The sequence below is a fragment of the Paracoccus sp. SM22M-07 genome, from assembly GCF_001887735.1.
Lineage (GTDB): Bacteria > Pseudomonadota > Alphaproteobacteria > Rhodobacterales > Rhodobacteraceae > Paracoccus.
Genome location: NZ_JPKW01000010.1, coordinates 39,466 through 65,005, shown reverse-complemented (window position 1 = coordinate 65,005; position 25,540 = coordinate 39,466). Strand labels below are relative to the sequence as shown.

Below are 25,540 nucleotides of genomic sequence, written 5' to 3'. Positions count from 1 at the left end.
AAGCGCTTGGACGCGATCAGTTCGCGATGACGGTGCAATCCTGCGAGCGGCTGTGCAGGCGGTCGCAGGCCAGTTGCGCGACGCCCTTGGTCAGGTTGCCGAAGCGCGGTTCGAACCCGCGATTGGTGTTCGCGACCTCGCGGCGGGCGCCACCGAAGATGCTGCCATCCTGCAGGGCCATGCTGACCAGCTGATGCTCTGCCTCGACCTTGGAGGTGTACATGCCAAGCGCGATGCCCCAGTTGCGTCCGCTGTCGGCGGGACGGCGCACCACTTCAAGTTCCTCGACGGGGCTGCGGTCGCCCTCACCCATGGCGGCCAGGATCACGGTTTCCGAACGCGGCTTGGGGGCGCGCGAACTGTCCAGCTGCATGTCCTCGGCCGACGCCTGCTGCACGGGTGCTGCTGCGACGGGCGTGGGCGCCTCGCTGATCACATCGGCGGTGCTGGCGCTGCGGCGCGGCGACCGAACGGGGCGCTTGGAGGCGGCCAGCACGGGCTTGGCCAGGCTGGCCGAAGGAGCCTCGTCCATCGCGACGGCGCTGGCGACGGCCTGCTCGATCGCGCGGTTGCTGCTGCCGGGACGGGCTTTGGGGCGGTTGCTGCTGGCCAGAACGGTGGTTGCCGTGCCGGGTTCGACGGCGGTGGCCTTGCGCAGGGCCTCGGTCAGGTTCATCGCGGGCCGTGCGGCGACCAGCGTCGAAGCGGCAGCGGCAGGACGGGTCGATGGCGGTGGCGAGGCCTGCAGCACAAGCCGCTGCGGTTCGGGGCTGGTCGCTGCGGGGGTGGGCTCCACCTGGGCACGACGCGTCGGTGCGGCCTGGGCGACCAGACGCGGACGGGCAGGGCGAACCTCACGGACGCGGTCGGGGATGCGGGTGAAGCTGCTGTCCAGCAGTTCGGCCATCACCTGGTTGCGATGGGCGGTCGACGTGCCGCCGAAGACGCTGGCGATCAGGCGCTTGTTGCCGCGCTGCGCCGAGGCCGTCAGGTTGAAGCCGGCCGCGCGGGTATAGCCCGTCTTGATGCCGTCGGCGCCCTGATAGGCGTCCAGGAAGCGGCGATTGGTCGAGGCGACCTTCGCGATCCCCGCATCCGCCGAGCGGCGCGAGAAGAGGTTGTAATATTGGGGGAAATCGTAAAACAGGTGGCGGCCAAGCTGGCTCATGTCATGAGCGGTCGAAAAATGGCCGTCCTGCGTCAGGCCGTTGGCATTGCGGAACTGGGTGTTGTTCATGCCAAGGGCGCGGGCCATCTGGGTCATGCGTTGGGCAAAGGCATCCTCGGAGCCCGCGATGCCTTCGCCGATGGCGGTCGCGGCATCGTTGGCCGACTTGATCGCCGCGGCGCGGATCAGATACCGCAATTCGATCTGCTGCCCGGCGCGCAGTCCCAGCTTGGACGGGGGTTCGGCTGCCGCGTTGGACGAGATGGTGAATTTCGAATCCAACCGCACCTGACCGCTTTCGATGGCGGCGAAGGCCATATACAGCGTCATCATCTTGGTCAGGGAGGCCGGATGAAGCCGCGTGTCGGAATTCTGCCTGTAGATGGGCTGGCCCGTGCGGGCATCCATCACATAGGCGGCGAACGGGGCTGCGGCTGCCGGAAGGCCAAGCACCAGAACGGCAAGCAGGGCATGGCTCCACAGCCGGAATGCGGTAAGGATTCGGGTCACTGTCGCTGTCTTTCTGCCTCAAGCGGACATGTCGTTCATCGCATGCCCGTCGTTAATTCTTTGATAATAGCACGACGATTTTATTCCGGAAACCGTGCATTCGTTTAATTTTGCCGTGCCATATTCAAGGGCGTCTTCATTGATGCCGGCGGGGGGCTTTCATCCTTGGGACTTTGCGCTATATTTTGCGGATGCACCGCCCGGCCCGCCGGGCAACCTTTCGTTGCAGCACCCAAGGGATGACCTGAGCCACGATGACGCATTGGATGACCGATCCCGACAAGCCCGACGATCAGTCCGATCTGGCGGTCAAGCCGCGCACGCGGTCACAGCGTCCGCCGATGTACAAGGTGCTGCTTCTGAACGACGACTTTACGCCGATGGAATTTGTGGTCCATGTGCTGGAACGACTGTTCCACCTGACCCATGCCCAAGCCATCGAGATCATGCTGACCGTGCATCGCAAGGGCGTCGCGGTTGTCGGCGTGTTTTCCCACGAGGTGGCCGAAACCAAGGTCGCCCAGGTGATGGAACTGGCGCGCCGCCAGCAGCACCCGCTGCAATGCACCATGGAAAAAGAGTAATCACGTGACCCATTCACGACTGGAACTGGCCTTTCCGGACGGCCCGCCGGAGGGCCGGGTGCTGTTCGTCGGCGCCGCCGCTGCCGATGACCTGGAGCCGCTGGACCCCGCCCGTCTGCAGATCCTGCAGGGCAATTTTCCCGACCACCAGGGCCTTGCCTCGCGCGGCTATGACGTGGCGACGGAAACGAAGGACCAGTTCGACACGGCCATCGTCCGGCTGCCGCGGGCCAAGGCCGCGTCGCGGGCACGCATTGCGGATGCCGCCGACCGGCTGACCCCCGGCGCCGATCTGTGGATCGACGGGCAGAAGACCGACGGGGTCGATTCCCTGCTGCGCGAATTGCGCAAGTTGGCCCCCGTTTCGGATGTGCACAGCAAGGCACATGGCAAGATCTTCCGGCTGACTTTGCCCGAGGCCGGTTGGCTGCCCGAGGATTGGGAAAGCCGCGCGACCGAGGTCGCCCCCGGTTTCACCACGCTGCCCGGCGTCTTTTCCGCGGACGGCATCGATGCCGGATCGCAGATGCTGGCCGATCACCTGCCCGACAAGCTGCCGACCCGCATGGTCGATCTGGGCGCGGGCTGGGGCTGGCTTTCGGCGCAGGTTCTGAAACGCAAGGGCGTCGATGTACTGCACCTGGTCGAATCCGATCACGCCGCGCTGGAATCGGCACGCCGCAATGTCACCGATCCGCGCGCCGTCTTTCATTGGGCCGATGCCCGCGAATTCCGTCTGCCCGACCCGGTCAACGGCATCGTCATGAACCCGCCCTTCCACGAAGGTCGCCAGGCCGACCCCAAGCTGGGCGCAGCCTTCATCGTCTCGGCCGCGCGTCTCTTGACCGGCGCGGGCAAGCTGTGGATGGTCGCGAACCGCCATCTGCCCTATGAATCCGTGCTGGCCCAGTATTTCGGCCAGGTCCATGAGATCGGTGGCGACACCCGTTTCAAGATCATCGAGGCGACCGCTGCCGGCAAGGGCAGCGCCACCAAGGGTGCCACATCAAAGGGACGGCGCAAATGAGCATGTCCGTCCAAGGCAAGGTCGCCATCGTGACCGGTGCCGCACGCGGCGTCGGGCTGGCCATCGCGCGCCATCTGGCCGAACGCGGTGCTTCGGTCATGTTCGCCGACAATGACGAAGCGGCACTGAATTCGGTCATCTCGGATTATGACGGCGAACAGACGCAGGTGCGCCGGTTCGCTGGAAGCATGTCCGAAAAACTGTGCATGGCCAACCTGTTGTCAGCGACACTTGATGCGTTCGATCGGGTCGATATCCTGGTCAACGGGCACCGTTTCGTGCGCGACAGCGATCCCTTGGACACCGACATGGATCAGCTGGAGGAGATGCTGCGCCAGAACATGCTGTCGGGCCTGCGCCTGTCGCAGCTGGTCGCCAAGCGCATGATCAAGCAGGCCGAAGGCGAAGGGCCGACGGCGCAGACCGGCGCCATCGTCAATATCTCGACCCTGGCGGCGCGGCGCCCGATACCGACCATGCTGGGCTATTCCATCGCCTGCGCCGCGCAGGAACAGGCGACCCGCGGTCTGGCGTTGGCGCTGGCCCCGCACCGCATCCGCGTGAACGGCGTCAGCTTCAGCAGCGTCATGTCGCATGAGTTGCAATGCGCGCTGAAGGACGATCCCGAAAAGCGCGCCCAGATCATCGCGGGGACGCCGATGGGGCGCATCGCCCCCGCCGACGAACTGGCCGAGGCGGTGCATTACCTGGTCAGCGACGGCGCGCGTTTCGTTACCGGTCAGATCCTGACCGTGGACGGGGGCCGCAGCCTGGCCGACCCGGTGACGGCGCAGATCCTCTAGGCTTCGTCGGGATAGGCGGTGCGACAGGCGTCCACCGCCGCCTTGGCGCGGCTGGCCAAGGCCTGCTGGCGTTCGACCAGACCGTCGCGCTTGCGCAGTTCGGTGGCGGGGTCGATCGGCACGCGATAGCGTTCCTGATCCACGTAATCGCGCCAGCAGGTATAGGTGGTCACGTGGTCCTGGCCGTTCCGGTCGCGATAGACCCGCTGACATTGCGTCGGGCGGGTGCGGACGACCTGCCGTTCCTGCCAGGCGTAACCGCGCGACAGATTGCCCTCGACCTCGGCCAGCAGGCGGCTGACGACGCGATATTCGTCCGTATTGCGCGAAATGCAGCGTTCCTGCGGGGTGGCGCAGGCGGACAGTGCCAGGGGCAGGGCGATCATCAGGGCAAGGGTGGTGTTGCGGGGCATCGGCGCTCTCATTACAGCAGGTGGGGCATGCTAGCCGCCCCACGCACGGCTTGGCAAATCACATATGAGGCCCGACATGGACGAACAGCGCCGCCAAGCCGCAGGCTGGTTCAAGGAACTTCGCGACCGGATCGTGACCGCATTCGAGACGCTGGAAAACGAAGGTCAGGGCACAACCGCCCCCGGCCGCTTCGAGGTCACGCCCACGACCCGCGACAATGATGGCGGCGGCGGCCTGATGTCGGTCATGCGCGGTGGCCGAGTCTTTGAAAAGGTCGGCGTCAACTGGTCCGAGGTTCACGGCACCCTGGCCCCCCGTGCCCAGGCCGCGATGACCGCGCGCGGCGTGCCGGGCATGGACACCGACCCACGCTTCTGGGCCAGCGGCATCAGCCTTGTGGCGCATATGCAGAACCCCCACGCGCCCGCCGTCCACATGAACACCCGCATGTTCTGGACCCCCGGCGCGATGTGGTTCGGGGGCGGCGCCGACCTGAACCCCTGCATCGAATATGCCGAAGACACGGGCCATTTCCACGACACCCTGCGCGGTGCCTGCGATGCCCATGGCGCCGATTACTATGACCGCTTCAAGGCCTGGGCGGATGAATATTTCTTCATCCCGCATCGCGGGCGGGCGCGGGGTGTCGGCGGCATCTTCTATGATGATCTGAACACCGGTGACTGGCAGGCCGATTTCGATTTCACCCGTGCCGTGGGCGAGGCGTTCCTGCCCGCCTTCCTGCCGCTGGTGCGATCCCGCATGACCACCGATTTCACCGATGCCGACAAGGATACCCAGCTGATCCATCGCGGTCTCTATGCGGAATACAACCTGGTCTATGACCGCGGGACCAAGTTCGGTCTGGAAACCGGCCACAACCCCGATGCGGTGCTGATGAGCCTGCCGCCTTTGGCCAAATGGGTCTGACGCCACGCGGCAATTGGGCCATATGACCTTTACTATTCGGTCATATGGCCTATATTGAGGCAAGCGGAGGATGTCATGCAGCTTGCCGAACACAAACGCCAGCCAGTCCAGGTCAATGCCGTCGCGCTGAAGGCTTATGCACGCATCGCGGCGGCCTGGGGGTTGGGACAAAGGGAGGCCGCGCGCCTTGCCGACATGTCCGAAAGCACCTGGAAGCGCGCTCGCAGGCCCGACTTCACCGGAGAGTTGACGCAGGATCAACTGCTGCGCCTCAGTGCGTTGATCGGCATCTACAAATCGCTGGAGCTTTATTTCTCGGAACCGCTGGCGCGCCGCTGGTTCACGCGTGCCAATACCGGGCCCTTGTTTGCGGGCAGCCGCCCCATCGATACCGCGATCGATGGCGGCCTGCCGCAGATCATGGCGATCAGGACCTATCTTGACGCCCTGCGTGGCGGCGCATGAAACAGACCGAGATTTCGGATCGCGGACTGGTCCGGCTGCTGCCTGCGACCTATCACAAACCTCCGGCGCTGCGGGGTCTCTACGATACCGAGGAAGAGCTGGAGATCCTGACCCAGATCGAGGCGATGACCAGCGGACGGTTGCTGGCCGAGAGCGGCCGCAACCCGCATCTGGACCCGCGCGAGCTGGCGTGGCGGCGCCGTGACCGCGACCTGCGGATCTATGGCGACACGCATGTCAACGCGGCCTTTACCTATACCCGCAAGGGCGGCAACCGCTTCAATTCCGGTGAACGCGGTGCGTGGTATTGCGCTTGGAACGTCATGGTCAGTCTGGCCGAAGTGGCTTGGCACCGGACCAGAGAGCTGGGCTTTGCCGGCTGTTATCAGGACAACGCCCGCTATGTCGAATTGTTGGCCGATTTCATCGGCATTTTCGACGACATGACCGATGAACCCGACCATCCCGCCCTGCATCCCGACCCCGCAATGGGATACCCCGCGGGCCAGGGATTGGCCGAAACGCTGCGCCGCAAGGGATCGCGCGGCCTGATCTATCCGTCGGTGCGCGCCCTGGCCAAGGGCGGAAACTGCCTTGTCTGCTTTGAGCCGCGCGCCATTCAGAACGTCCGGCCGGGGGCGTCCTGGGACCTGGTCTGGGACGGATCGCCGGATTACTCGGTCGTCGCCGTCGCCTGATCGACAGGGCCATCGGTTCGGTCATAGGTGGGCGACGCGTGGCGCATATGGGGGCGCCACGCGGATCAGCGGCTCAGGCCTGCGCGGCTTTTTCCATCCAGGCGCGGTGGCGTTTTTCATCCATCAGCGCATGTTCGAAAAACTCGCGCGATTCCTGGATCGCATCGTCATGGTTGCGGGCACGGTCATAGGCGGCGACGGTGTCGTCCTCGTTGCTGCGCATCGCTTTCAGGATGGCCGTGTCGCCCATCAGATCGGCCAGGGCGATCTTTCCCGTGGTCAGCCACTGCTTCATGTCGCCACCCTCGGGGATTTCTGCATTCACGGAGATGGCGATTTTCTGCAACGTGTTCAGATGCTGGATGTGATCCTGCCGGAATTCGGCGACCCGCGTCGCCAGTTCGGGGTCCGACAGACGTTCGATCGTGCTGTCATAGGCGGCGATGGCGTCATGTTCCAGAGAGATGAGGTTCGTCACCAGGTCGCTGAATGCGGTTTCGGTTCCTACGGTCGTGACCATGTCGGTTATCCTTGCCATTATGATTAAAAGGTTGCGGTGGCGGTCAGAGAAAGACCCAGAGCGCCACCAGGATCATCGCCGCGACGGCAATGACGGGCGCGGCGATGGCGATGCCGACCAGCTGCCCCTGTTCCTTGCCTTGCGTGCGATAGTAATCGGTATCTGCGGGCAGCCCCCCTTCGGCCGCCGATCGATCCAGCGTGTCGCCCTTGTCTTCATGCTGTTTCATGGCAGCCTCCGGTTCGTGTCAGGGTGTCGGTGCGCGTTACTGCTGTTCGGTCTGGGTGCCGCTGTTCGGGCGGGCCTTGCCTAGGTCGGGTTTCTGACCCAAAGGCTCGGGACGTTCCCGCACCGAGAATTCGGCGCGTCCGTCCAGCGAGGGGCCAGAACTCCACCGACCTTCGGGGGTCGGTTCGTCCAGCGACGTGTTCAGGAAGTAATAGGAATGTTCGGTCGCCTCGTGGTCCTGGGGCGTCGAATTGGGGACCGGCAGGGCCTGTTCCCAACCGCCCAGTTCCTCGATCACCGCCAGCCACTGCTGCTGATGCATGGTGTCGCGCGCGATCAGGAAGGACAGCATGTCCTTCATCCCGGCATCATCCGTCATGTTATAAAGCCGCGAGGCCAGAACCCGCCCGCCGCTTTCGGCGGTGGCATTGGCCATCATGTCGGCGGCCAAGTTGCCGGTGGCATAGACATGGCTCATGTCGAAGGGGACGCCATTGGCGTTCACCGGCATCGCCGACAGCCCCGACGACAGGATGTGGCGCGGGTTGGCCCCGCCCATGATCGCGTTGACGACGGGGTCCTTGGCAGCCTCTTCCTGCACGCTGAGTGGCGCCCCTTCCAGGTTCAGCGCGACGGCATGGCCCAGGAATTCGATATGGGACAGTTCCTCGGTCGCCGTCATCATCAGCATGTCACGGTACTTGGCATCGCCGCGCGCCCATGGCCTGAAAGAAATACTGCATGGCGACGCGGATCTCGCCCTCGACCCCACCGATCGCCTGCTGAAGGTACTTGGCAAATTGCGGATCGGGACGGTCGACGCGGACCTGGCATTGCAGCTTGCTGGAATGGTGAAACACGGGGCTTCCTCCTTGGAAACAGGGATGACCGCCCGTTGCGATCACAGGGAAGAAACAGGGGCGGCGCGGCCATCGTTCCCCCGGCAAATATAGATCAATCCGGGCTGTTTTCCGCCGATGACGGGATGGCCCGCCAGACCCCGCCAAGTCACGCTCTGGGCGGCCAAGGGCGCGGTTTTGCCCCGTCGCCGCGCGTGACGACCGGGGCGGCGACAGGGGAAGGTCCATGGAACAGGGCGGAAACGCATGTGTTCGCCTGCAGATGCCCCCCTGAATGCCCCTGTCGGAGACGCTGACCATGTCACCCTTCCTTACTCTGTCGATCGCGGGTTTCGCGGCGACCGCCATCAGCTTTGGCCCCGCCCGGATGGGGTTCGGCCTGTTCCTATCCCAGTTCAGGGACAGCTTCGGGATCGGGACGACCATGGCCGGCCTGATCTCGGGGGCGGGCTTTGCGGGCTTTCTGCTGGGGCTGATCGCGGCCTATGCCGCGACGGCATGGCGCGGCCCGCGGCTGCCGGTGCTGATCGGCCTGTTTCTGGCGACGACCGGCATGGCCATCGTGGCCGTGGCCCCCAATGCGGGAACGCTGTCGGTGGGGGTCGTCATGGCCATGAGCAGCGCGGGCTTTGCCTGGTCGCCCTTCAACAACGCGGTGCATCAGCAGGTTGAACCCGACATGCGGTCCCGGTCGCTGTCGGTTGTCAGCACCGGCACCAGCCTTGGCGCCGCGCTGGCAGGCGCCATCGCGCTGGCGCTGATGTTGGGCGGGGCATCCTGGCGGATCGCATGGGCGGCCTTCGCTGCGGCGGCGCTGGCCAGCCTGATCGGCAATCTGGTGGCGATGCGGGGCGTTGCGGGTCAGCCGGGCAGGGGGCGGTCGAACTGGCGGGTGCTATGCGTGATGCCAGCGCTGCCGCTTTATCTGTCGGCACTGTCCTTCGGGGTCACCACGACCGTCTTCATCTCGTTTGCGACGGACAGGGTCGTACGGGCGGGCGGGTTGGAGGGGCTGCCCCTGCAGGCATCCCCCGCCGTGATGTTCATCATCTATGGCATCGCCGGGCTGGCCGCCCTGGGGACGGCGGCGATCAAGGACAGGATCGGCCTGCCACGTCTGGTGCGGGGGCTGCTGGTGGTTTCGGCGCTGTCGCTGGCGCTGATCGCGGTCCTGCCCACCAGCTGGCCCGGCGTGGCGGCCGCAGCGGGCCTGCAGGGCATCTTCGTCATGATGATGAGCGCGGTGCTGGCCTTCTGGTCCGAACGCCTGTTCCCGGAACTGCCCTCGTTCAGCTTCACCGCGACGCTGCTGGCGGTGGCCCTGGGCAGCGTGATAGGTCCCGCGCTGGCGGGGGTCCTGTCGGACGGCCTGTCCCCGGCCGCGATGTTTCTGGCGGCGGCGGCCCTGTCGGGTGCCACGGCCATCGCCATGCGCCCCCGGCTGATCCGCGAAACGCCGCTGGATTGCGAAGATCAGCCGGGTCCCGCGCGCTGATTTGCTGCGTGCGAACACCATCGGTTGATCCGGGCCGCGGAAGTCTGCATCTTCGGGGAAACCAATCGCAGCCTTTGCGCTTGTATCATCACGACAAATGCCTGCCACGCGCAGAGGATGGAACATCATGCCGATAACGATCCTTCCCGGCAGCTATTGCGGGGCCGCACCGCCGCCCGGAACTGCATGGCAATCCTGGAACCTGGACCCCGTTCTGCTGGGCGTCCTGCTGCTGATGTGGCTGGTCGTCAGGCGTCAACCGACGGGTACGCCCGCCATGCTGGTGCTGGCTGTGGCCTTCGTGTCGCCGCTTTGCGCGATCTCGGTCGGGCTCTTCTCGGCGCGGGTGGTGCATCACGTGCTGCTGGTGGCGGTGGCGGCGCCCTTGCTGGCGGCAGCGATGCCGCGTCGGGCAGGGCATGTGGGGGTGCATTTCGCCATCTCGACCAGCGTCCTGTGGCTGTGGCATGTGCCGGCGGCCTATGACCTGGCGCTGGCCGACATGGGCGTCTATTGGATCATGCAGGTCAGCCTGCTGGCTTCGGCGGTGCTGTTCTGGAACGCCGTCCTGTCGCAGAAACCATCGGCGCAATCGGTGCTGTGGTCGCTGGCAGGGCTGATCCAGATGGGGATGCTGGGCGCGATCCTGACCTTCGCACCCGCGCCCCTTTACGAGGCGCATGCCATCGCGCCGCTGGCCTGGGGCATCAGCCCGCTGTCCGACCAGCAGCTGGGGGGCCTGATCATGTGGGTGCCCGCGATGATCCCCTATGCCGCGATGATCGCCCTGCAGGCGCGTCGCGGCTGGCAGATGGCGGAACGCGCATGAACGGTCTGGAGGCGGTCATCCCGCATCTGAAATCGCTGCATATCGGCATGCTGGTCATCTGGTGCGCGGGGCTGTTCGCGCTGCCGCTGATGCTGGCGCGCCATGATCCGGCCATCGGGCAGGCGGATTATGCCCGCATCAGGCGGGCGACGCATTATGCCTATGCCTTTGTCATCACGCCCGCGGCGGTGATCGCCATCGCCTCGGGGACGGGGCTGATCTTTCTGCGCGGGGTCTTTTTCACCTGGCTGTTCGCCAAGCTGGTCTTCGTGGCGGCCATGGTCGGCTTCCATGTCTGGATCGGCTATGTCCTGGTCGAGGTGGCCGAACGCAAGGGCGTCCACAGGGTCCCCCGTGCGACCATGCCGCTGCTGGTGCTGATGGTGCCCATCACCTGCGTCCTGGTGCTGGTCCTGGCCAAGCCCGACCTGGACCAGATCCCCTTGCCGGACTGGCTTTACGAACCGCTTGGCAATCAGTTGCCCTTCGAAGTGCCAAGACGATGATCGAACACGAGTTTTCCCCCATGCCAGCCCGTGATCATGACCACGATGACCGCAAAACCCGACAGCAGTATGCCATAGGGCAGGACCGCCTGTTCATATCCTTCGTGCAGCCGGTATCCCCAGTTCGCCCCCAGGATCGACAGCAGCATGACCGCGATCACGAAATGCGTCCAGGCGGGCGCGCGGATGCGGATGCCCGACACCAGCAGCAATTCGGCCGTGCCGGTGGCCCCTGCCGCCAGTCCGAACAGGAAGGCCGTGCCTGCCGCCCAGATCGCGGCGCGCGCCCAGAACAATTCGCCCGACCAGAAATACAGCATGTCCGCACCGAAGGCGCAGAAGGTCAGCGCCACGGGAAAGGCGACGGTCATCGCGTGCAGCGGATGACCCCAGATCCCGACGATGGATTCGGTCCGGTTATAGCCGGGATAATCAAGGATCGGGTCGTCCAGCCCCCTGGATTTCTTCTGAACCATCTTCGGTCTCATGCGCGCCCCCTGATGCGGTTGTCCGTTCTCCTTGTAACACCAACCGTGCTGGCTGGTTGCGAAGAAAAGCTGTCCACCGTCCATCCGGCGGGACCTGCGGCTCAGGCCATCGCGGAATTGTGGTGGGTGCTGCTGGCGGGATCGGTCGCGATCGCGGCTCTGGTGGCGGGGCTGGTTCTGTGGGCATGGCGGCGCCCCGAGGGTGCGGTATCCGAACGCCGCTTCGTGATCTGGATGGGGCTGGCCTTTCCCATGACCGTGCTGGCGGCCCTGCTGGCCTATGGGCTGGTCATCGGCGAAAGGCTGCTGCCGCATCAGGGACCGGATGTCGTGTCCGTCACCGCCGAGGCGCGCCAATATGCCTGGCGCTTCGGCTATGCCGACCTGCCGGGGCGCGTGACCGAGGATGTGCTGCACATCCCGGCCGCCCGGCCGGTGGACGTGGCGATCACCTCGCTTGACGTGATCCATGCCTTCTGGGTGCCGCGCCTGGCGGGCAAGCTGGACGCCGTGCCGGGGCATGTGAACACCTTGCGGATCGAGGCGGCGGCCCCCGGCGAATATGCGGGGCTTGGCGCGGAATATAACGGCCCCGGATATCGCGGGCACCGGTTCACCGTCATCGCCCATGACGCGGCCGGATGGCAGGCATTTCTGGAAGGGGACGCACCATGAACGCCTTGCAAAGGCATCGCGCCCTGTCGCGCATCTGGGCATCGGACCCGGGCTGGCGGGGGTGGTTCACCTCGGTCAACCATACCGATCTGGGGCGCATGTTCATGGCGGTCTCGGCCTTCTTCTTCATCGTGGGCGGCATCCTGGCGATGCTGATCCGCGCCCAGCTGGCCAGCCCGCGGTCGGCCTTTCTGGGACCGGATCATTACAACCAGATCTTCACGATGCACGGGACTATCATGATGTTCCTGTTCGCCATCCCCATGTTCGAAGGGCTGGCCGTCTATCTGCTGCCCAAGATGCTGGGGTCGCGCGACCTGGCCTTTCCACGCCTGACGGCCTACGGGTTTTGGTGCTATGTCTTCGGCGGCGCGATGATGATCTTCTCGCTGCTGGCGGGGATCGCGCCCGACAGCGGCTGGTTCATGTACCCGCCCCTGTCGTCGACGATCAATTCGCCGGGGATCAACTCTGATTTCTGGCTGATCGGCATCACCTTCGTCGAAATATCGGCCATCGCCGCCGCGGTCGAGATCACAGTCACCATCCTGCGATACCGCGCGCCGGGCATGTCGCTGGCCCGCATGCCGATCTTTGCGTGGTACGCGCTGGTGACGGCGGTGATGATCCTGACGGGCTTTCCGCCGCTGATCCTGGGGTCCATCCTGCTGGAGCTGGAGCGGTCCTTCGGCCTGCCGTTCTTCCAGGTGGCCGAAGGGGGCGATGCGCTCTTGTGGCAGCACCTGTTCTGGCTGTTCGGCCACCCCGAGGTCTATATCATCTTCCTGCCCGCAGCCGGGGCCATTTCCACGATCCTGCCGGTCATGTCGCGCACGCGCCTGCTGGGGCATCAATGGGTGATCGCGGCGGCGATCTCTCTGGCGGTTCTCAGCTTCGGGCTGTGGGTGCATCACATGTTCACCACCGGCATCCCGCATCTGGCGCTGGCGTTCTTCTCGGCGGCCTCGACCTTGGTCGCGGTGCCGACGGCGGTGCAGATCTTTGCCTGGATCGGCACCATCGCCAAGGGCCGACCCCAACTGCACCTGCCGATGATGTGGATGCTGTCCTTCTTTGCCACCTTCGTCATCGGCGGCCTGACGGGGGTGATGGTCGCGGTCGTGCCCTTCGACTGGCAGGCGCATGACACCTATTTCATCGTGGCCCATTTGCATTACGTCCTGATCGGCGGTTTCGTCTTTCCGATGCTGGGGGCGCTTTACTATTGGATGCCGCATGTCACCGGTCGCAAGACCTTCTTCAAGCTGGGCAACACCGCCTTCTGGCTGATCGTGCCCGGGTTTCACGGCACCTTCCTGCTGCTGCACTGGGTCGGGCTGTTGGGCATGCGCCGCCGCATCGACACCTTCGATCCGGGCCAGGGGTGGGAGGTGATCAACATCATCGCCTCGGTCAGCAGCTTCGTCATGGCGATCGGCTTTGCGCTGGTGGTGATCGACGTGGTGGTCAACGCCGCCGTGGCGATCCGCGGGTCGCGCGACCCCTGGGGGGCAGGGACGCTGGAATGGGCGATGCCGACACCTGCCGCGCCCTACAATTTTGCCAGCCTGCCGCAGATCACGTCGCGCGAACCGCTGTGGGACCAGCCGGACCTGCCGGTCTGCCTGGCCCGGGGCGAGGGGTATCTGGGTGATCCGTCCCGCAACCGGCGCGAGACGCTGACCGTCGAACCGACCACCGGCACGCCGGAATACATCGTCGTCTTTCCCGGCAACACCGCCCTGCCGGTGCTGATGTCGGCGGTGACGGGGCTGTTCTTTTTGGGGATGCTGATCAAGGCCTATTGGTTGGTGCCGATTTCGGGCGTCGGGGTGCTGGGCTGCGCTCTGGTCTGGGCGTGGGGCCTGCGCCGCACGACCCCCGAAGGCCTGCTGCCGGTCGGACGCGGTCTGTCCCTGCCCGTCGCCTCCGAGGTCGCCCATCCCCCCGGCTGGTGGGGGTCGCTGTTCCTGTTGCTGGCGAACGGGACCTTCTTCGGATCGCTGCTGTTCGGATATGCCTTCCTTTGGACCATCGCGCCGAATTGGCCGCCCCAAGCCTGGGCCCAGCCCGGGCTGCTGCCCTTGGCGCTGCTGGCCGGTGGGGCGGGCGCGGGCCTGGTCGCCGCGCGTGTCCGGACGTTGTGGTGGCTTAGCTGCGCGGCCATGCTGGCCATGGCGCTGGCGGCGGTGATGGTGCTGCGCGCGGTTCCCGATCCCACCCAGCATGCCTATGCGGCGACGGTCTGGGTGCTGTCGGGTTATGCCATCCTGCATCAGGGGCTGGCACTGGTCATGGCGGCATTCTTCGGCGCGACGCAGATCGCGGGGCATGCGCCTGAAACCACGGTCGGGTTGCAACGGATCGCCCGGCTCTGGTCCGATTACGCCGTGGCCGTGTCGGTCATCGGGATCGGCGCCGCGATTCTGCCGGGGTTGGGCTGATGGGGACCGTCATCCGCATCGCCCTGCCGCTGACGATGTGGCTGGCCGCCTTCAGCGCCGTCTATGGGCTGAACGGCTGGCTGTGCACGACCGGAGTATCGTCCGCCACCGCCCGAACCCTGGTGGCCGCAGCCGTCCTGCTGGCCATCGCGATGCAGGCCGGTCTGATCTGGTGGCTGCGGCGGTCGGACTGGGCCGCGGCCGGACCCGTGCTGCGCCATGTGGCCCTGACACTGGGCGTCGTGGCGCTGATCGGGACGGTCTGGACTCTGGTGCCGGGTCTGATGCTCAGCAGATGCATGTGACAGGCCAAGGGCCGGGTCCGGCGTCCTGACGGCTGACATTCGAGGAGGCGACGCACACAATAATTGTTGTCTGGACAGGAATTATCCTTTCAATTTTCTGCAACCTGCTGCCAATAGGGAAAGAATACAAATTCGGGAATACGACGCGGTTTGGACGGTGGCCGTCCCTGCAACCGGCGGGCGTGTTCCCGATCGACCAGTGACAGGGGGGCCGGATGGACCACGTGACAGGGCGGCAGGCAATCATTCAGGACCATGCAGCCTTTCTTGAGGGGACGCATGATTTCCAGGCCGATATCGCCATGCTGGCAGGCAGCAACCTGATCGGCACGATCCTTGAAACCGTGATGCTGGCCACGAACATGCGCTTTGCCGCGGTGGCGCGGGTCACCGCGGATCGATGGGTCGCCTGCCGCACCATCGACGAGGTCAATTTCGGCCTGAAGGCCGGCGATGAGATCGAGATCGAGTCCACCTTCTGCCAATCGGTCCACAAGACCTCGAACAAGGTGGTGTTCAACGATGCCGCGACCGACGAGGTCTATGGCGGTCATCCCATCGCGGCCCGGTTCGGCATCGCCAGCTATGCCTCGATCCCGATCCATCGCAGCGACGGGACCTTCTTCGGCACGCTTTGCGCCATCGACAACGAACCGCGCGACGTCAAGCATCCGCGGGCCGTCGCGATGCTGGAGATGTTCGCCGACATCATCGGCCAGAGCCTGGAGACCGAAGAACGGCTGGAGGCGCATGAGCTGATGGTCGCCCACGAGCGTGAACTGACCCGCATCCAGGAAGAATTCGTCGCCGTCCTGGGCCATGATCTGCGCAACCCCGTGGCGGCGCTGGATGCGGGCTTTCGCCAGTTGGGCAAGGAGCGGATGACCGAGCGGGCGCAGATCATCCTGCCGATGATGCGGTCGTCGCTGCGCCGCATGAACGACCTGATCGAGAATATCATGCTGCATGCCAAGGCCCGATTGGGCGGCGGCATCCGCATTTCGGCCGAAATGGACGCACCCCTGGCCGGGGCCGTGACGCAGGTGGTCGAGGAAATCCGCGCCGCCTCGCCCGATCATCAGATCGCGCTGGACATGGCGATCGACCGTCCCGTCAGCTGCGATGCGCAGCGGGTCGCGCAGGCGGTCTCGAACCTTTTGTCGAACGCGGTTCGCCACGGCACGCAGGGTGCGCGCGTTCACGTGCATGGCGGGCTGGACGACCGCGGCGTCGTGATCAGCGTGACGAACGAAGGTCCCCCGGTTCCCGCCGAGTTGCAGAACGAACTGTTTCATCCGTTCCGTCGCGGCACCCATGCCGCGGGCGAGGGGCTGGGGCTGGGGCTTTACATCGCCTCGTCGATCGCGACCGCGCATAACGGTTGCATCGAGGTCACCTGCGAGGGCGGGACGACGACGTTTTCCTTCCGGCTGCCGCTGCTGACCTCGGTTGCGCCTGCCAACCGGACGCAGGAAATCTGGAAGGCCGGTTGACCTGCGATCACGACAGACGGCTTTCGCCGCAGGGCCGGGTCCGGACGAGCGCCGCCCGCTGACATGTGGACGGCGCGCGATGCAGCGCCGCCCGGATCAGGACATCCGATAGCCGAAATCGCGTTCCCGGCCGCCATCCTGGTCATGGGCTGCCAGCATCAGGCCGCGTTTCGTCTGGCTGGACATGTTATGGGCATGCATCGCAAGTTCGGTCCGGTTTCGCACATCCAGCTTGCGGAAGATGTTGGTCAGGTAATGCTTGACCGTCTTCTCGCTCAGGTTCAGGGACCGGCCGATCTCCTTGTTGCAGCATCCCCTGCGGATCAGGACATAGATCTCGCTTTCGCGCTTGCTGAGGATGCTGGTATCGGCTTCGGCCTCCAGGGCCGGCAGGCTGCCGATCGAGGCCAGGATCCGCGCCCCCAGATGCGGGGTGATATGGGCGACGCCATTGGCCAGGCGGTTCAGAACCTGGCACAGTTCGTCGCCGCAGATCCCCTTCAGCACATATCCCGACGCGCCAAAGCGCATCGCGTCCAGCACGTCCTGCGGCTGTTCGGATATGGTCAGGACAAGAATGCGGGTCCGGGGCCGGCTGCGCATGATCTCGCGGACGGCGGCCAGGCCCGTTCCGGGGATGCCCAGATCCAGGATCAGGATGTCGGGCGCATCGCGTTGCACCATGTCGATCGCATCGGCGGCCGTATGGCCCGTTCCGGTCACGCGAAACCCGCTGAAGCTGGCGATGACATGCATCAGCCCTTCGCAGACGATGGGGTGGTCATCCACGACAGCCACGGTGATGTCAGCCATGCCGGTCCTCCGCCTTGATCAGGGGAAAGCTGGCGCGGATTTCGATGCGCTGATCGGGCTGGTCCAGGATCTGGAAGGTTCCGCCCAGGCTTTCGATACGGTGGCGCAGGTTGCGCAGGCCCATCGGACGGCGCGCCGCGTCATGGACCGCGTCCCGGCGGTGGCGCGCACGATTGCTGACCGTCACAACCATGCGGTCGCCCTCCAGGTGCAGGCGGACCTGCTGATCCTTGCCGCCGGCATGTTTGAAGGCGTTGTGCAGCCCTTCCTGGACCAGCCGGCAGATGGCGATCTTGACCGGCAGCTGGGGTTCGGCAAGTCCCTCTTCCATCGTGACCGTCACATCCGTCGACGTGCGTCTGCGGTGATCGTCGATGATCGTGGTGACGGCGCGGGCCAGCGGCATTTCGGGCAGCGGCGTCTGGCTGGTGCCGCTGAGCAGGGCCTGGACCTCGCTCATGGCTTCTTCCAGGATCTGGCGGACCGACTGGACGCTGTCTTCCTGCGGTGCGCCCGACAGGGGGGCGGGTTTCATCCGCAACAGGGCAACGGTCAGCAGCTGTCCGATCCCGTCATGGATGTCGGCATTGATCTGGCGCATCTGGGCCTTCTGATCCTCCTGCTGGCGCCGCGCCTCCTGCTGGATGCGCGACTGGGTTTCCATGCTGTGATCCAGACGCCTCGACAGTTCGGCCAGGCGCGCGCCCAGATCGCGGTGCTGACGGCGGATCAGCGCGTCGCCATGGTGCAGGACCAGCCCCAGGACCGACAGGAACATCGCGCCGACGATGGCCAGGATGGCCCAGGTCTGCCAGCGCGCGCGGCTCAACGCGTCGGTGGCGACGGCGGCGTTCTGGTAATACTCGGCCACCGCGACGATGCGGTTCAGGGACCGGATGCGAATGGGCACATAGATCTCGAACAGGCGGGGTCCGGTCGAGGCGACCGCTTGGCCGGGGGCCGGATGGAAGGCATGGCCGACGCTGACCGAAATCTCGCCCGCCAGGGCGGTTTCCAGTTCGGGACTGACCGGCAATGCCCGGCCGGTCAGACCGGGGCGCGACGCATAAAGGACGGTGCCGTCGGCATTCCAGATTTTCATCTCGACCACGCCAAGCGAGGCGGCGATGTCGTGGTAATAGCTGTCCATCACCTGCAGCAGCTGGGGGTCCAGCCTGTCGACCGCCAATTCCTCGGCATGGCGGTTCAGCATCGACTCCAGAACGGTGGCCGCGCGATGGCCGACCTCGGTCTCGACCATCTGCTGCAGCCGCGAGGCCGTCCAGACGCCCAGGATTGCCAGGCCTATCAGGACGATCAGCGCGCAATGCGTCAGGTATTGGCGCAGCGGGGCGTTCTGGTCACGGCTGTGTCGGGCCGGCGGCGCATGCATGAGAGTGGTTTGGTCAGACAATCGTGTCAACGCGCCCTCCACTCGTTGCATCATATCGTTCCAGACTGTCTGGGAAGGTATCAAAAGCAGGCCCGATCACATAGGCGTCATTCGGTCCGAACCGGCCATACTGTCCAAAAGGACAGGTATCCCGCCGGACCAATCGCCGGTTCGCGGCACCGGGAATTATCCTAGGTTGTGCGGGATGGGGACCGGCGCCGCGGCGCCCGGTCCGGCCCGCACCCCGGGCCAGGCGCGATTCGCGGGTCGGACCCGAATGGCGACCAAAGTCCCTAGTCATGCCGACCCTTCGCCGTATAGCGGACTGTCCGTCATGGCGTAACCTTGCCGTGTCGTCCGTCGTCCCACAGCGGAGGCGCGACATGTATCTGGTAAATCGGCCCGCGCCGTCGCGCATCCCCATCGGCCATGTCGCCGGAGGTTGCGCCGCCTTGCGCCCGCCTCTGGTCACGTCAGGAGATGACAATGCCGACGAGTTTTCACGTCAACGCGCACGACCTTCAATTCATCCTCAAGCAGATCGAGGTATCCGAGCTTCAGGCTTCGACGCCGGGGATGACGACGGTTCAGGCGATTCAGGCGGTCTATGGTGTCAGTGCGGCCGATGCGGCCCTGATGCCCGTGGGCCTGCGCACCGTTGATGGCAGCGACAACAGCCTGCTGCCCGGGTCGGAAAGCAACGGTGCGGGCGACACGCCGTTCCCGCGCCTGCTGGACCCGGTCTATTCCAACGAGCAGGACGAAAATCCATTCTTCGGGATCGGCAACACCAATTACGGCAATAACGGGAACGTCGTGGACAGCGATCCGCGCACCATCTCGAACCTGATCGTGGACCAGACCCCGGCGAACGCGGCGGCGATCTATGCGGCGCTGAAGGTCGCGGGGATCACGGGGGCCGATGCGAATGCCGCCGTCGCCGCCATCACCACCGCCTATCAGGCGACGCTGAACGCCAATGGGGCGAATGCCGCCGTGCAGGCCGCCACCGAGGTTCAGGCCGAGGAAGCGGCCGAACATGGCACCGCGGCGGCCGTCCTCAGCGCGGCCATGTCGCGCGCCGACGCCCTGACCGATGCGGGCACATTGGCCCAGATCGCGACCGACGCGGCAGAGGCCGCCGATGACGCCCTGGACCTGCTGCTGACCGACGTGGCAAACGGCGTCGATGCGTCGGGGTCCTTCGCGGCCGCACAGGCGGCCGCCTTGGCGGCCAAGCAGGCGATCGACGCGGTCGCCGATGCCTTGGGCGACAATGCCGTCGCCGCGGTTCAGGACATGGCCTTGGCGGCGCAGGCGTTGCTGGATGCGCTGGACCTGGCCATGGATGACTCGGTGGTCGACTTGGCGGACCAGGCGGCCCTGCAGGCCGCGCAGGCCGCCTATCAGGCAACACTTGGTCCCGACGGCCATGGCGCCGACAGCATCGCCGCGATCGAGGCCGCACGGTTGGAAGCGGTGGCCGATGTCGCGGCCGCCGTGATCGTGCGCGACGCGGCCCTTGCCGAACTGGACGCCGCACAGAATGCCCTTGATGCCGCCATCGCCGCGGCCGGCACCGCAGGCACCCCCGCACAGACCGCCGCCGCCCTGGCCGAAATGCTGGAGGATTACGGCCTCAGCACCGGCCCCGAGGGTGGCCTGGTCATCGACCACGTGTCCCCGGATGTCGGGCTGACATCGCCCTTCAACAGCTTCATGACCATCTTCGGACAGTTCTTCGACCATGGTCTGGACCTGGTGAACAAGGGCGGCAACGGCACCGTCTTCATCCCGCTGCAGGCCGACGATCCGCTGATTGCGGGCGCCGACAAGGTCTTTGGCACGGCTGACGATCTGCCCACGAACCTGCGCTTCATGGCGCTGACCCGTGCCACGCCCGTCGTGGACGAAAACGGGATCGAACAGCACACGAACGCCACGACTTCTTTCGTGGACCAGAACCAGACCTATACCTCGCATGCCTCGCACCAGGTCTTCCTGCGCGAGCAGGTCCGCATGGAGGTCGACGGCGTCACCCGCGCCTATTCCACCGGCCATCTGCTGGATGCGCGCGCCGAAACCGGTTCGCTGGACGGTGCGGTCGGCAACTGGGCCGACGTCAAGGCGCAGGCCCTGTCTGTGCTGGGCATCCGGTTGCAGGACATGGATGTCCACCGCGTGCCGCTGCTGCTGACGGATGCCTATGGCAACCTGATCACCGGGCCGAACGGCTATGCCCAGATGGTCATGGAACCTGACGGCGACCATCCTGAACCCTGGCTGCTGGAAGGTACCGCCGAAGGGATCACCACAGCAGGCAGCATGGCGGCCGGGCCGGCCTTCCTGGTCGACATCGCCCATCACGCCGCGCCCAGTGCCGGGATGACGCCTGATGCCGACACCGTCACCGGCGACGACCACAATCCCAACACCTATGACGACGAGATGCTGGACCTGCATATCGTTTCGGGCGACGGGCGCGGAAACGAGAACATCGCGCTGCAATCGCTGCACGCGATCTTTCATTCCGAACACAACCGCATGATCGAGGAGAACAAGCACACCATCCTGGAGACGAACGACCTGTCGTTCATCAACGAATGGCTGCTGGTGCCCCTGGCCGAGGGGACGAACCTGTCGACCATCGATCCCGACGACCTGGTCTGGAACGGCGACCGGATGTTCCAGGCTGCACGCTTCAGCACCGAGATGCAGTACCAGCACATGGTGTTCGAGGAATTCGCGCGCCGTATCGCGCCGGGCGTCGATCCCTTCGTCTTCACCAACTCGGCCGATATCGACGCCTCGATCGTGGCGGAATTCGCCCATGCGATCTATCGCTTCGGGCATTCGATGCTGACCGATACCGTGGACCGGCTGGGGGCCGACCTGAAGCCGGTGAACGGTGACGCAGAGCAGATGTCGCTGATCGAGGCCTTCCTGAACCCCGAGGCCTTCACCGGCACCGGCGCCACCCTGGACGAGGCGCAGGCGGCCTTCATCCGCGGCCTGACCTCGGATGTGGGCAGCGAGATCGACGAATTCGTCGTGCCCGCCCTGCGCAGCAACCTGCTGGGCCTGCCCCTGGATCTGGCGGCGCTGAACATCGCCCGGGCGCGGGAAACAGGCGTGCCGTCGCTGAACGAGACGCGCGCGCAGCTGTACAATGATTTCGGCCTGCCGGACCTGAAGCCCTATGCCAGCTGGGCCGAATTCACCCAGTATCTGAAGAACCCGTTCTCGATCGCGAACTTCATCGCGGCCTATGGCAACCACGAGTCGATCGAAACCGCCACCACGCTGGAGGACAAGCGCGAGGCCGCCAGCCTGCTGCTGTTCGGTGACGGCACCAACAATGACGGCGTCACCATCCGCGGCGTGACCTATACCAACGAGGATCGGCTGAACTTCCTCAACGGGCGCGGCGGCTATGGCGCGGGCAACGACCGGGGCGGATTGGACAATGTCGACCTGTGGATCGGCGGCCTGGCCGAGAAGGTGACCGAATTCGGCGGCATGCTGGGCACCACCTTCGGCTTCATCTTCGAATACCAGATGGAGCAGCTGCAGAACGGCGACCGCTTTTACTATCTGTCGCGGACCCAGGGTCTGAACCTGCTGGACGCGCTGGAGGCGAACACCTTCGCCGATATCGTGATGCGCAATTCGGACCTGAGCGACGTCTATGCCACGCATATCAACGCCAACCTGTTCCTGACCCCGGACATGATCCTGGAACTGGACCGGGAGATCGCGCAGCGCGACTATAACGGCGACGCCGAGGGTCTCGATCCGATCTGGGACGATCCGCTGCTGCAGCAGCTTGATCCCAAGGTGATCCGGGTGGATTCCGGCGTCACCGACAGCAACGGCCACCAGGTCGGCGGAGAGTTGCATTTCCGGGGCGGCGAGCATGTCGTGCTGGGTGGCACCGAGGGCAACGACCGTCTGACCTCGGACCTGGGCGACGATGCGCTGTGGGGTGATGGCGGCGACGACTATCTGAACGCCGGTGCCGGGGCCGACCAGGTCTTTGGCGGCGACGGCAACGACATCATCGAGGATACCTTCGGCGACAACTTCCTGCGCGGAGAGCGCGGCCATGACGTCGTCTCGTCGTCCCGCGGCATAAACCTGCTGTTCGGCGGCGAGGGCAGCGACGCCCTGCTGATCGGGCAGGATGCGGGCGAGGGCTTTGGCGGCGAGGGCAACGACTTCATCCTTGGCGGTTCGGGCAGCGACAACCTGCTGGGCAACGAGGGCAACGACTGGATCGAGGGCGGTGAGGGTTTCGACATCATCTCTGGCGACAACTCCGAGCTGTTCTTCAACTCGACCATCATCGGCCATGACGTGGCCTGGGGGCAGGGCAACGACCAGGATTATGACCTGGAATCGGGCGACGACATCGCCCTGTCGGGGATCGGCGTCCAGCGCTTCGAAGGGATGTTCGGCTTTGACTGGGCCAGCGGCAAATATGACGTGGCGGGCGTGAACTGGGACTTCAACATCCCGATCTTCACCTCGGCCCCTGCCGACATCCTGCGCGACCGCTTCGACCTGATGGAGGCCATGTCCGGCTGGAAGCATGACGACATCATGCTGGGCGACAACCGTGGGACGACCACCGGCGATATCGACCCCAATGCCAGCTTCGACGAACATGTCCTGGATGCCGCCGGCATCGACCGGATCGAGGGTCTGCGAGCCTGGTTCGACGGCGCGCTGGAAACCCTGGGCGGAACCGGTGCCACCAGCTTCCGGGATGGCAACATCATCATGGGCGGCGAGGGTTCCGACCGGATGATGGGACGCGGCGGCTTTGACGTCATCGACGGTGACGCCTGGCTGAACGTGCGCATCCGCATCATGATCGACGGGGCCGAGTATTCGGCGGAATCGCTGAACAGTTCGCGGGCGGCGGCGGGTCAGTTCGCAGGGCGCGTCTATGCCGTGGGTCCCGATGGACAACCGGACTTCTCGGTCGCGGCCTTCGGGGGACGGTCCCTGACCTCGCTGCTGCTGGACCGGTCGATCAGGCCCGACCAGATGTCCATCGTCCGCGAAATCCTCGGCTCGGACCCCGGCAGCGCACGCGACACGGCGGTCTTTGCCGGTAATTTCGCCGAATACGAGATCGAGGGCCGCGGCGTCCAGCTGCCCGGCAGCCTGCTGATCCAGGCCGCCTATGACGTGGACGGCGACGGGTTCATCTCGGTCCGCGACCTGGGCGGGGACGGACGGGTGGCCTTCGACGATATCGACCTGATCCGCAATATCGAGGATCTGGAATTCGCCGACCAGACCGTGGCGATCGATGCCCCGATCGGCATCAACGTCAACCTTGCGCTTGGGGTGGACGCGGTACCCGCCTCGTTGCCCGCGAACGGGTCGACCATCGGCGGGATGACCGCCCAGGGCGTGCCCGGCACCTTTGCCCTGGCCGCCGGCAGCAGTTCGCTGTTCAGCATGGCCGCCGATGGCACGCTGGCCCTGGCCGGGTCCCTGGGCACCAACCAGACCCATCAGCTGGACGTGACCTTCACCACCGCCGGCGTCAGCCGGACCGAAAGGTTGCAGGTCGTGACCGGCAGCAACGCGGCCAACATCATCGCCGGATCGACGGATGACGACCTTGTCTATGGCATGGGCGGCATCGATATCCTGGCCGGCAATGACGGCGACGACGTCCTGTTCGGCCAGGCCAGCAATGACCAGCTGAGCGGCGGCGACGGACGCGACACCCTGTCCGGTGGACGCAACAATGACCAGATCCAGGGCGGTGCGGGCGACGATCTGATCCTGTTCGCCTGGGGCGACGGCAATGACGTCGTGGACGGCGGCGAGGGCACCGACCGTCTGCGCATCGACGGCACCACGGCGAACCAGACGTTGACCGTGGGCTGGGACGGCACGGCGCTGACCTCGCTGGCCGGCTTCACCTCGATCACCTCGGTCGAACAGATCCATGTCGATCTGGCCGGCAGTTCCGACACCCTGGCCTATTCGGTCGGATCGGCGGGCGTGGTGGTCGATCTGGGGGCGGGCACGGCGTCGGGCCTCACTTCGGTCGCCAACATCGCCAACGTGCGCGGCGGCAACGGGGCGGACGTGCTGACCGGCAATGCTTCGGCGAACGTGCTGAATGCGGGCGGCGGGGACGACTTCTTCGTCGCACGGGTCGATGATGCCAGCGACCTCTATACCGGGGGGGCAGGCTTCGACACGCTGGACCTGACGGCCTATGCGTCAAACCTGACGGTCGATATGTCCTTCGCGACGGCCACGGTCACGGGGTCCGGCACGACGGCGGCGCTGTCCGATCGGGTTCAGCAGGTCGAGGCGCTGATCATGGGCGCCGGTGACGATCTTGCCTTCGGCAACAACTCGGGCAACCGGTTGCAGGGCGGTTCGGGCAACGACACGCTCGCCGGGGTGAACGGCAACGACACGCTGGAGGGCGGCGACGGCAACGACATGCTGGTCGGCGGCGCCGGGCTGGATATTTTGACCGGGGGTCTGGGCGACGACACCTTCGTCTTTGCCACCACGTCCCACAGCTCGCTGGCGGCATCCGATGTCATCACCGATTTCGGCCAGGCGGGCGCGCCGGGCGGCGATATCATCGATATCGGCGACATGGCCGGGCTGACCTTCCTGTTCCTGGGATCGCAGGGCTTTGCGTCCGGGGGAACGAACCAGGTGCGGGTCTTCAACGACGGGGTCGATACCTTCGTGCAGATCGATACCGACAACGACACCGCCGCCGAGGCACAGATCCGCATCCTGGGTCTGCATGATCTGGGGGCATCCGACTTCGTCTTCTGATCGCTGATCCGCCGCTGACATGTCCCAAGCCGGTTTCCCAAAAAGAGACCGGCTTGTGGCA

Annotated in this window: 21 protein-coding genes and 1 pseudogene; 14 read left to right on the top strand and 8 right to left on the bottom strand. The window is 65.4% G+C overall.

All coding sequences use genetic code 11. The features are described from left to right. Positions 1–16 precede the first annotated feature (16 nt). The gene (locus IE00_RS14135; protein WP_072297848.1) at positions 17–1,678 is read right to left on the bottom strand and encodes a serine hydrolase; all 1,662 of its coding nucleotides are present in this window, start codon (positions 1,676–1,678) and stop codon (positions 17–19) included. A gap of 266 nt (positions 1,679–1,944) precedes the next feature. Here IE00_RS14135 and clpS point away from each other — a divergent pair, with 266 nt between their 5' ends. Genes clpS through IE00_RS14120 form a run of 3 tightly spaced genes read left to right on the top strand, consistent with a single transcriptional unit; the run spans position 1,945 to position 4,092 of the window. Continuing rightward, positions 1,945–2,262, top strand: coding sequence for an ATP-dependent Clp protease adapter ClpS (clpS, locus tag IE00_RS14130; RefSeq protein ID WP_072297949.1), 318 nt, complete (start codon positions 1,945–1,947; stop codon positions 2,260–2,262). Positions 2,263–2,266: 4 nt separating this feature from the next. Further along, positions 2,267–3,289 (top strand): class I SAM-dependent methyltransferase, encoded by a 1,023-nt coding sequence (locus IE00_RS14125; RefSeq protein ID WP_072297847.1) that lies wholly within the window; start codon positions 2,267–2,269, stop codon positions 3,287–3,289. Then, positions 3,286–4,092 (top strand): SDR family NAD(P)-dependent oxidoreductase, encoded by an 807-nt coding sequence (locus IE00_RS14120; RefSeq protein WP_072297846.1) that lies wholly within the window; start codon positions 3,286–3,288, stop codon positions 4,090–4,092. The genes IE00_RS14125 and IE00_RS14120 overlap by 4 nt, the downstream gene beginning before the upstream one ends. Here IE00_RS14120 and IE00_RS14115 read toward each other — a convergent pair. Beyond that, the gene (locus IE00_RS14115) at positions 4,089–4,505 is read right to left on the bottom strand and encodes a hypothetical protein (protein ID WP_083554399.1); all 417 of its coding nucleotides are present in this window, start codon (positions 4,503–4,505) and stop codon (positions 4,089–4,091) included. The genes IE00_RS14120 and IE00_RS14115 overlap by 4 nt on opposite strands. A gap of 64 nt (positions 4,506–4,569) precedes the next feature. Here IE00_RS14115 and hemF point away from each other — a divergent pair, with 64 nt between their 5' ends. The 3 genes from hemF (at position 4,570) to IE00_RS14100 (ending at position 6,599) form a co-directional block, all read left to right on the top strand. After that, positions 4,570–5,436 (top strand): oxygen-dependent coproporphyrinogen oxidase, encoded by an 867-nt coding sequence (hemF, locus tag IE00_RS14110; protein ID WP_072297844.1) that lies wholly within the window; start codon positions 4,570–4,572, stop codon positions 5,434–5,436. A gap of 75 nt (positions 5,437–5,511) precedes the next feature. Further along, complete coding sequence (locus IE00_RS14105) at positions 5,512–5,901, top strand: antitoxin Xre-like helix-turn-helix domain-containing protein (RefSeq protein ID WP_072297843.1); 390 nt, start codon at positions 5,512–5,514, stop codon at positions 5,899–5,901. Beyond that, positions 5,898–6,599 carry an RES family NAD+ phosphorylase gene (locus IE00_RS14100; protein WP_072297842.1) on the top strand — a complete coding sequence of 234 codons (702 nt, stop codon included), beginning with the start codon at positions 5,898–5,900 and terminating at the stop codon, positions 6,597–6,599. The genes IE00_RS14105 and IE00_RS14100 overlap by 4 nt, the downstream gene beginning before the upstream one ends. Before the next feature lie 73 nt (positions 6,600–6,672). On the opposite strand, the gene IE00_RS14095 is transcribed toward IE00_RS14100, so the two are convergent. The 3 genes and pseudogenes from IE00_RS14095 to IE00_RS14085 form a co-directional block, all read right to left on the bottom strand. Next, a complete protein-coding gene (locus IE00_RS14095) occupies positions 6,673–7,119 on the bottom strand; it encodes a DUF2383 domain-containing protein (RefSeq protein ID WP_072297841.1) in 447 nt (148 codons plus the stop codon). Positions 7,120–7,162: 43 nt separating this feature from the next. After that, positions 7,163–7,348, bottom strand: coding sequence for a hypothetical protein (locus tag IE00_RS14090; RefSeq protein ID WP_072297840.1), 186 nt, complete (start codon positions 7,346–7,348; stop codon positions 7,163–7,165). A 36-nt stretch (positions 7,349–7,384) separates the two neighbouring features. Continuing rightward, a pseudogene (locus tag IE00_RS14085) lies at positions 7,385–8,207 on the bottom strand (manganese catalase family protein). A 274-nt stretch (positions 8,208–8,481) separates the two neighbouring features. Here IE00_RS14085 and IE00_RS14080 point away from each other — a divergent pair. The 3 genes from IE00_RS14080 (at position 8,482) to IE00_RS14070 (ending at position 11,037) form a co-directional block, all read left to right on the top strand. After that, entirely contained in the window at positions 8,482–9,702 is a 1,221-nt protein-coding gene (locus tag IE00_RS14080; RefSeq protein ID WP_240493911.1) for an MFS transporter, read from the top strand. Positions 9,703–9,829: 127 nt separating this feature from the next. Further along, positions 9,830–10,531 carry a cytochrome c oxidase assembly protein gene (locus IE00_RS14075; RefSeq protein ID WP_072297839.1) on the top strand — a complete coding sequence of 234 codons (702 nt, stop codon included), beginning with the start codon at positions 9,830–9,832 and terminating at the stop codon, positions 10,529–10,531. Then, entirely contained in the window at positions 10,528–11,037 is a 510-nt protein-coding gene (locus tag IE00_RS14070; protein ID WP_072297838.1) for a CopD family protein, read from the top strand. Before IE00_RS14075 ends, IE00_RS14070 begins: the two co-directional genes overlap by 4 nt. Here the strand turns inward: IE00_RS14070 and IE00_RS14065 are convergent. Further along, positions 11,007–11,525 (bottom strand): DUF2231 domain-containing protein, encoded by a 519-nt coding sequence (locus IE00_RS14065; protein WP_072297837.1) that lies wholly within the window; start codon positions 11,523–11,525, stop codon positions 11,007–11,009. The two genes, IE00_RS14070 and IE00_RS14065, sit on opposite strands and share 31 nt — an antisense overlap. Positions 11,526–11,570: 45 nt before the next feature. On the opposite strand from IE00_RS14065, the gene IE00_RS14060 reads away from it, so the two are divergent. The 4 genes from IE00_RS14060 to IE00_RS14045 all read left to right on the top strand — a co-directional run bounded on the left by IE00_RS14060 (position 11,571) and on the right by IE00_RS14045 (position 16,442). Beyond that, positions 11,571–12,200 (top strand): cytochrome c oxidase subunit II, encoded by a 630-nt coding sequence (locus tag IE00_RS14060; RefSeq protein ID WP_371328447.1) that lies wholly within the window; start codon positions 11,571–11,573, stop codon positions 12,198–12,200. Then, complete coding sequence (gene ctaD, locus IE00_RS14055; RefSeq protein WP_072297835.1) at positions 12,197–14,644, top strand: cytochrome c oxidase subunit I; 2,448 nt, start codon at positions 12,197–12,199, stop codon at positions 14,642–14,644. The genes IE00_RS14060 and ctaD overlap by 4 nt, the downstream gene beginning before the upstream one ends. Next, complete coding sequence (locus IE00_RS14050; protein WP_072297834.1) at positions 14,644–14,949, top strand: hypothetical protein; 306 nt, start codon at positions 14,644–14,646, stop codon at positions 14,947–14,949. Before ctaD ends, IE00_RS14050 begins: the two co-directional genes overlap by 1 nt. A gap of 215 nt (positions 14,950–15,164) precedes the next feature. Further along, positions 15,165–16,442, top strand: a complete 1,278-nt coding sequence (locus tag IE00_RS14045; RefSeq protein ID WP_072297833.1) for a GAF domain-containing sensor histidine kinase — start codon at positions 15,165–15,167, stop codon at positions 16,440–16,442. A 96-nt stretch (positions 16,443–16,538) separates the two neighbouring features. Here IE00_RS14045 and IE00_RS14040 read toward each other — a convergent pair whose 3' ends face one another. Together IE00_RS14040 and IE00_RS14035 are read right to left on the bottom strand one after the other, a co-directional pair. After that, positions 16,539–17,255 carry a response regulator transcription factor gene (locus tag IE00_RS14040; protein WP_072297832.1) on the bottom strand — a complete coding sequence of 239 codons (717 nt, stop codon included), beginning with the start codon at positions 17,253–17,255 and terminating at the stop codon, positions 16,539–16,541. Next, positions 17,248–18,648 (bottom strand): sensor histidine kinase, encoded by a 1,401-nt coding sequence (locus IE00_RS14035; RefSeq protein ID WP_072297831.1) that lies wholly within the window; start codon positions 18,646–18,648, stop codon positions 17,248–17,250. Before IE00_RS14035 ends, IE00_RS14040 begins: the two co-directional genes overlap by 8 nt. A gap of 486 nt (positions 18,649–19,134) precedes the next feature. Between IE00_RS14035 and IE00_RS20815 the strand changes: the two genes are divergently transcribed. Beyond that, positions 19,135–25,479 (top strand): peroxidase family protein, encoded by a 6,345-nt coding sequence (locus IE00_RS20815; RefSeq protein ID WP_072297830.1) that lies wholly within the window; start codon positions 19,135–19,137, stop codon positions 25,477–25,479. Positions 25,480–25,540: the final 61 nt, after the last annotated feature.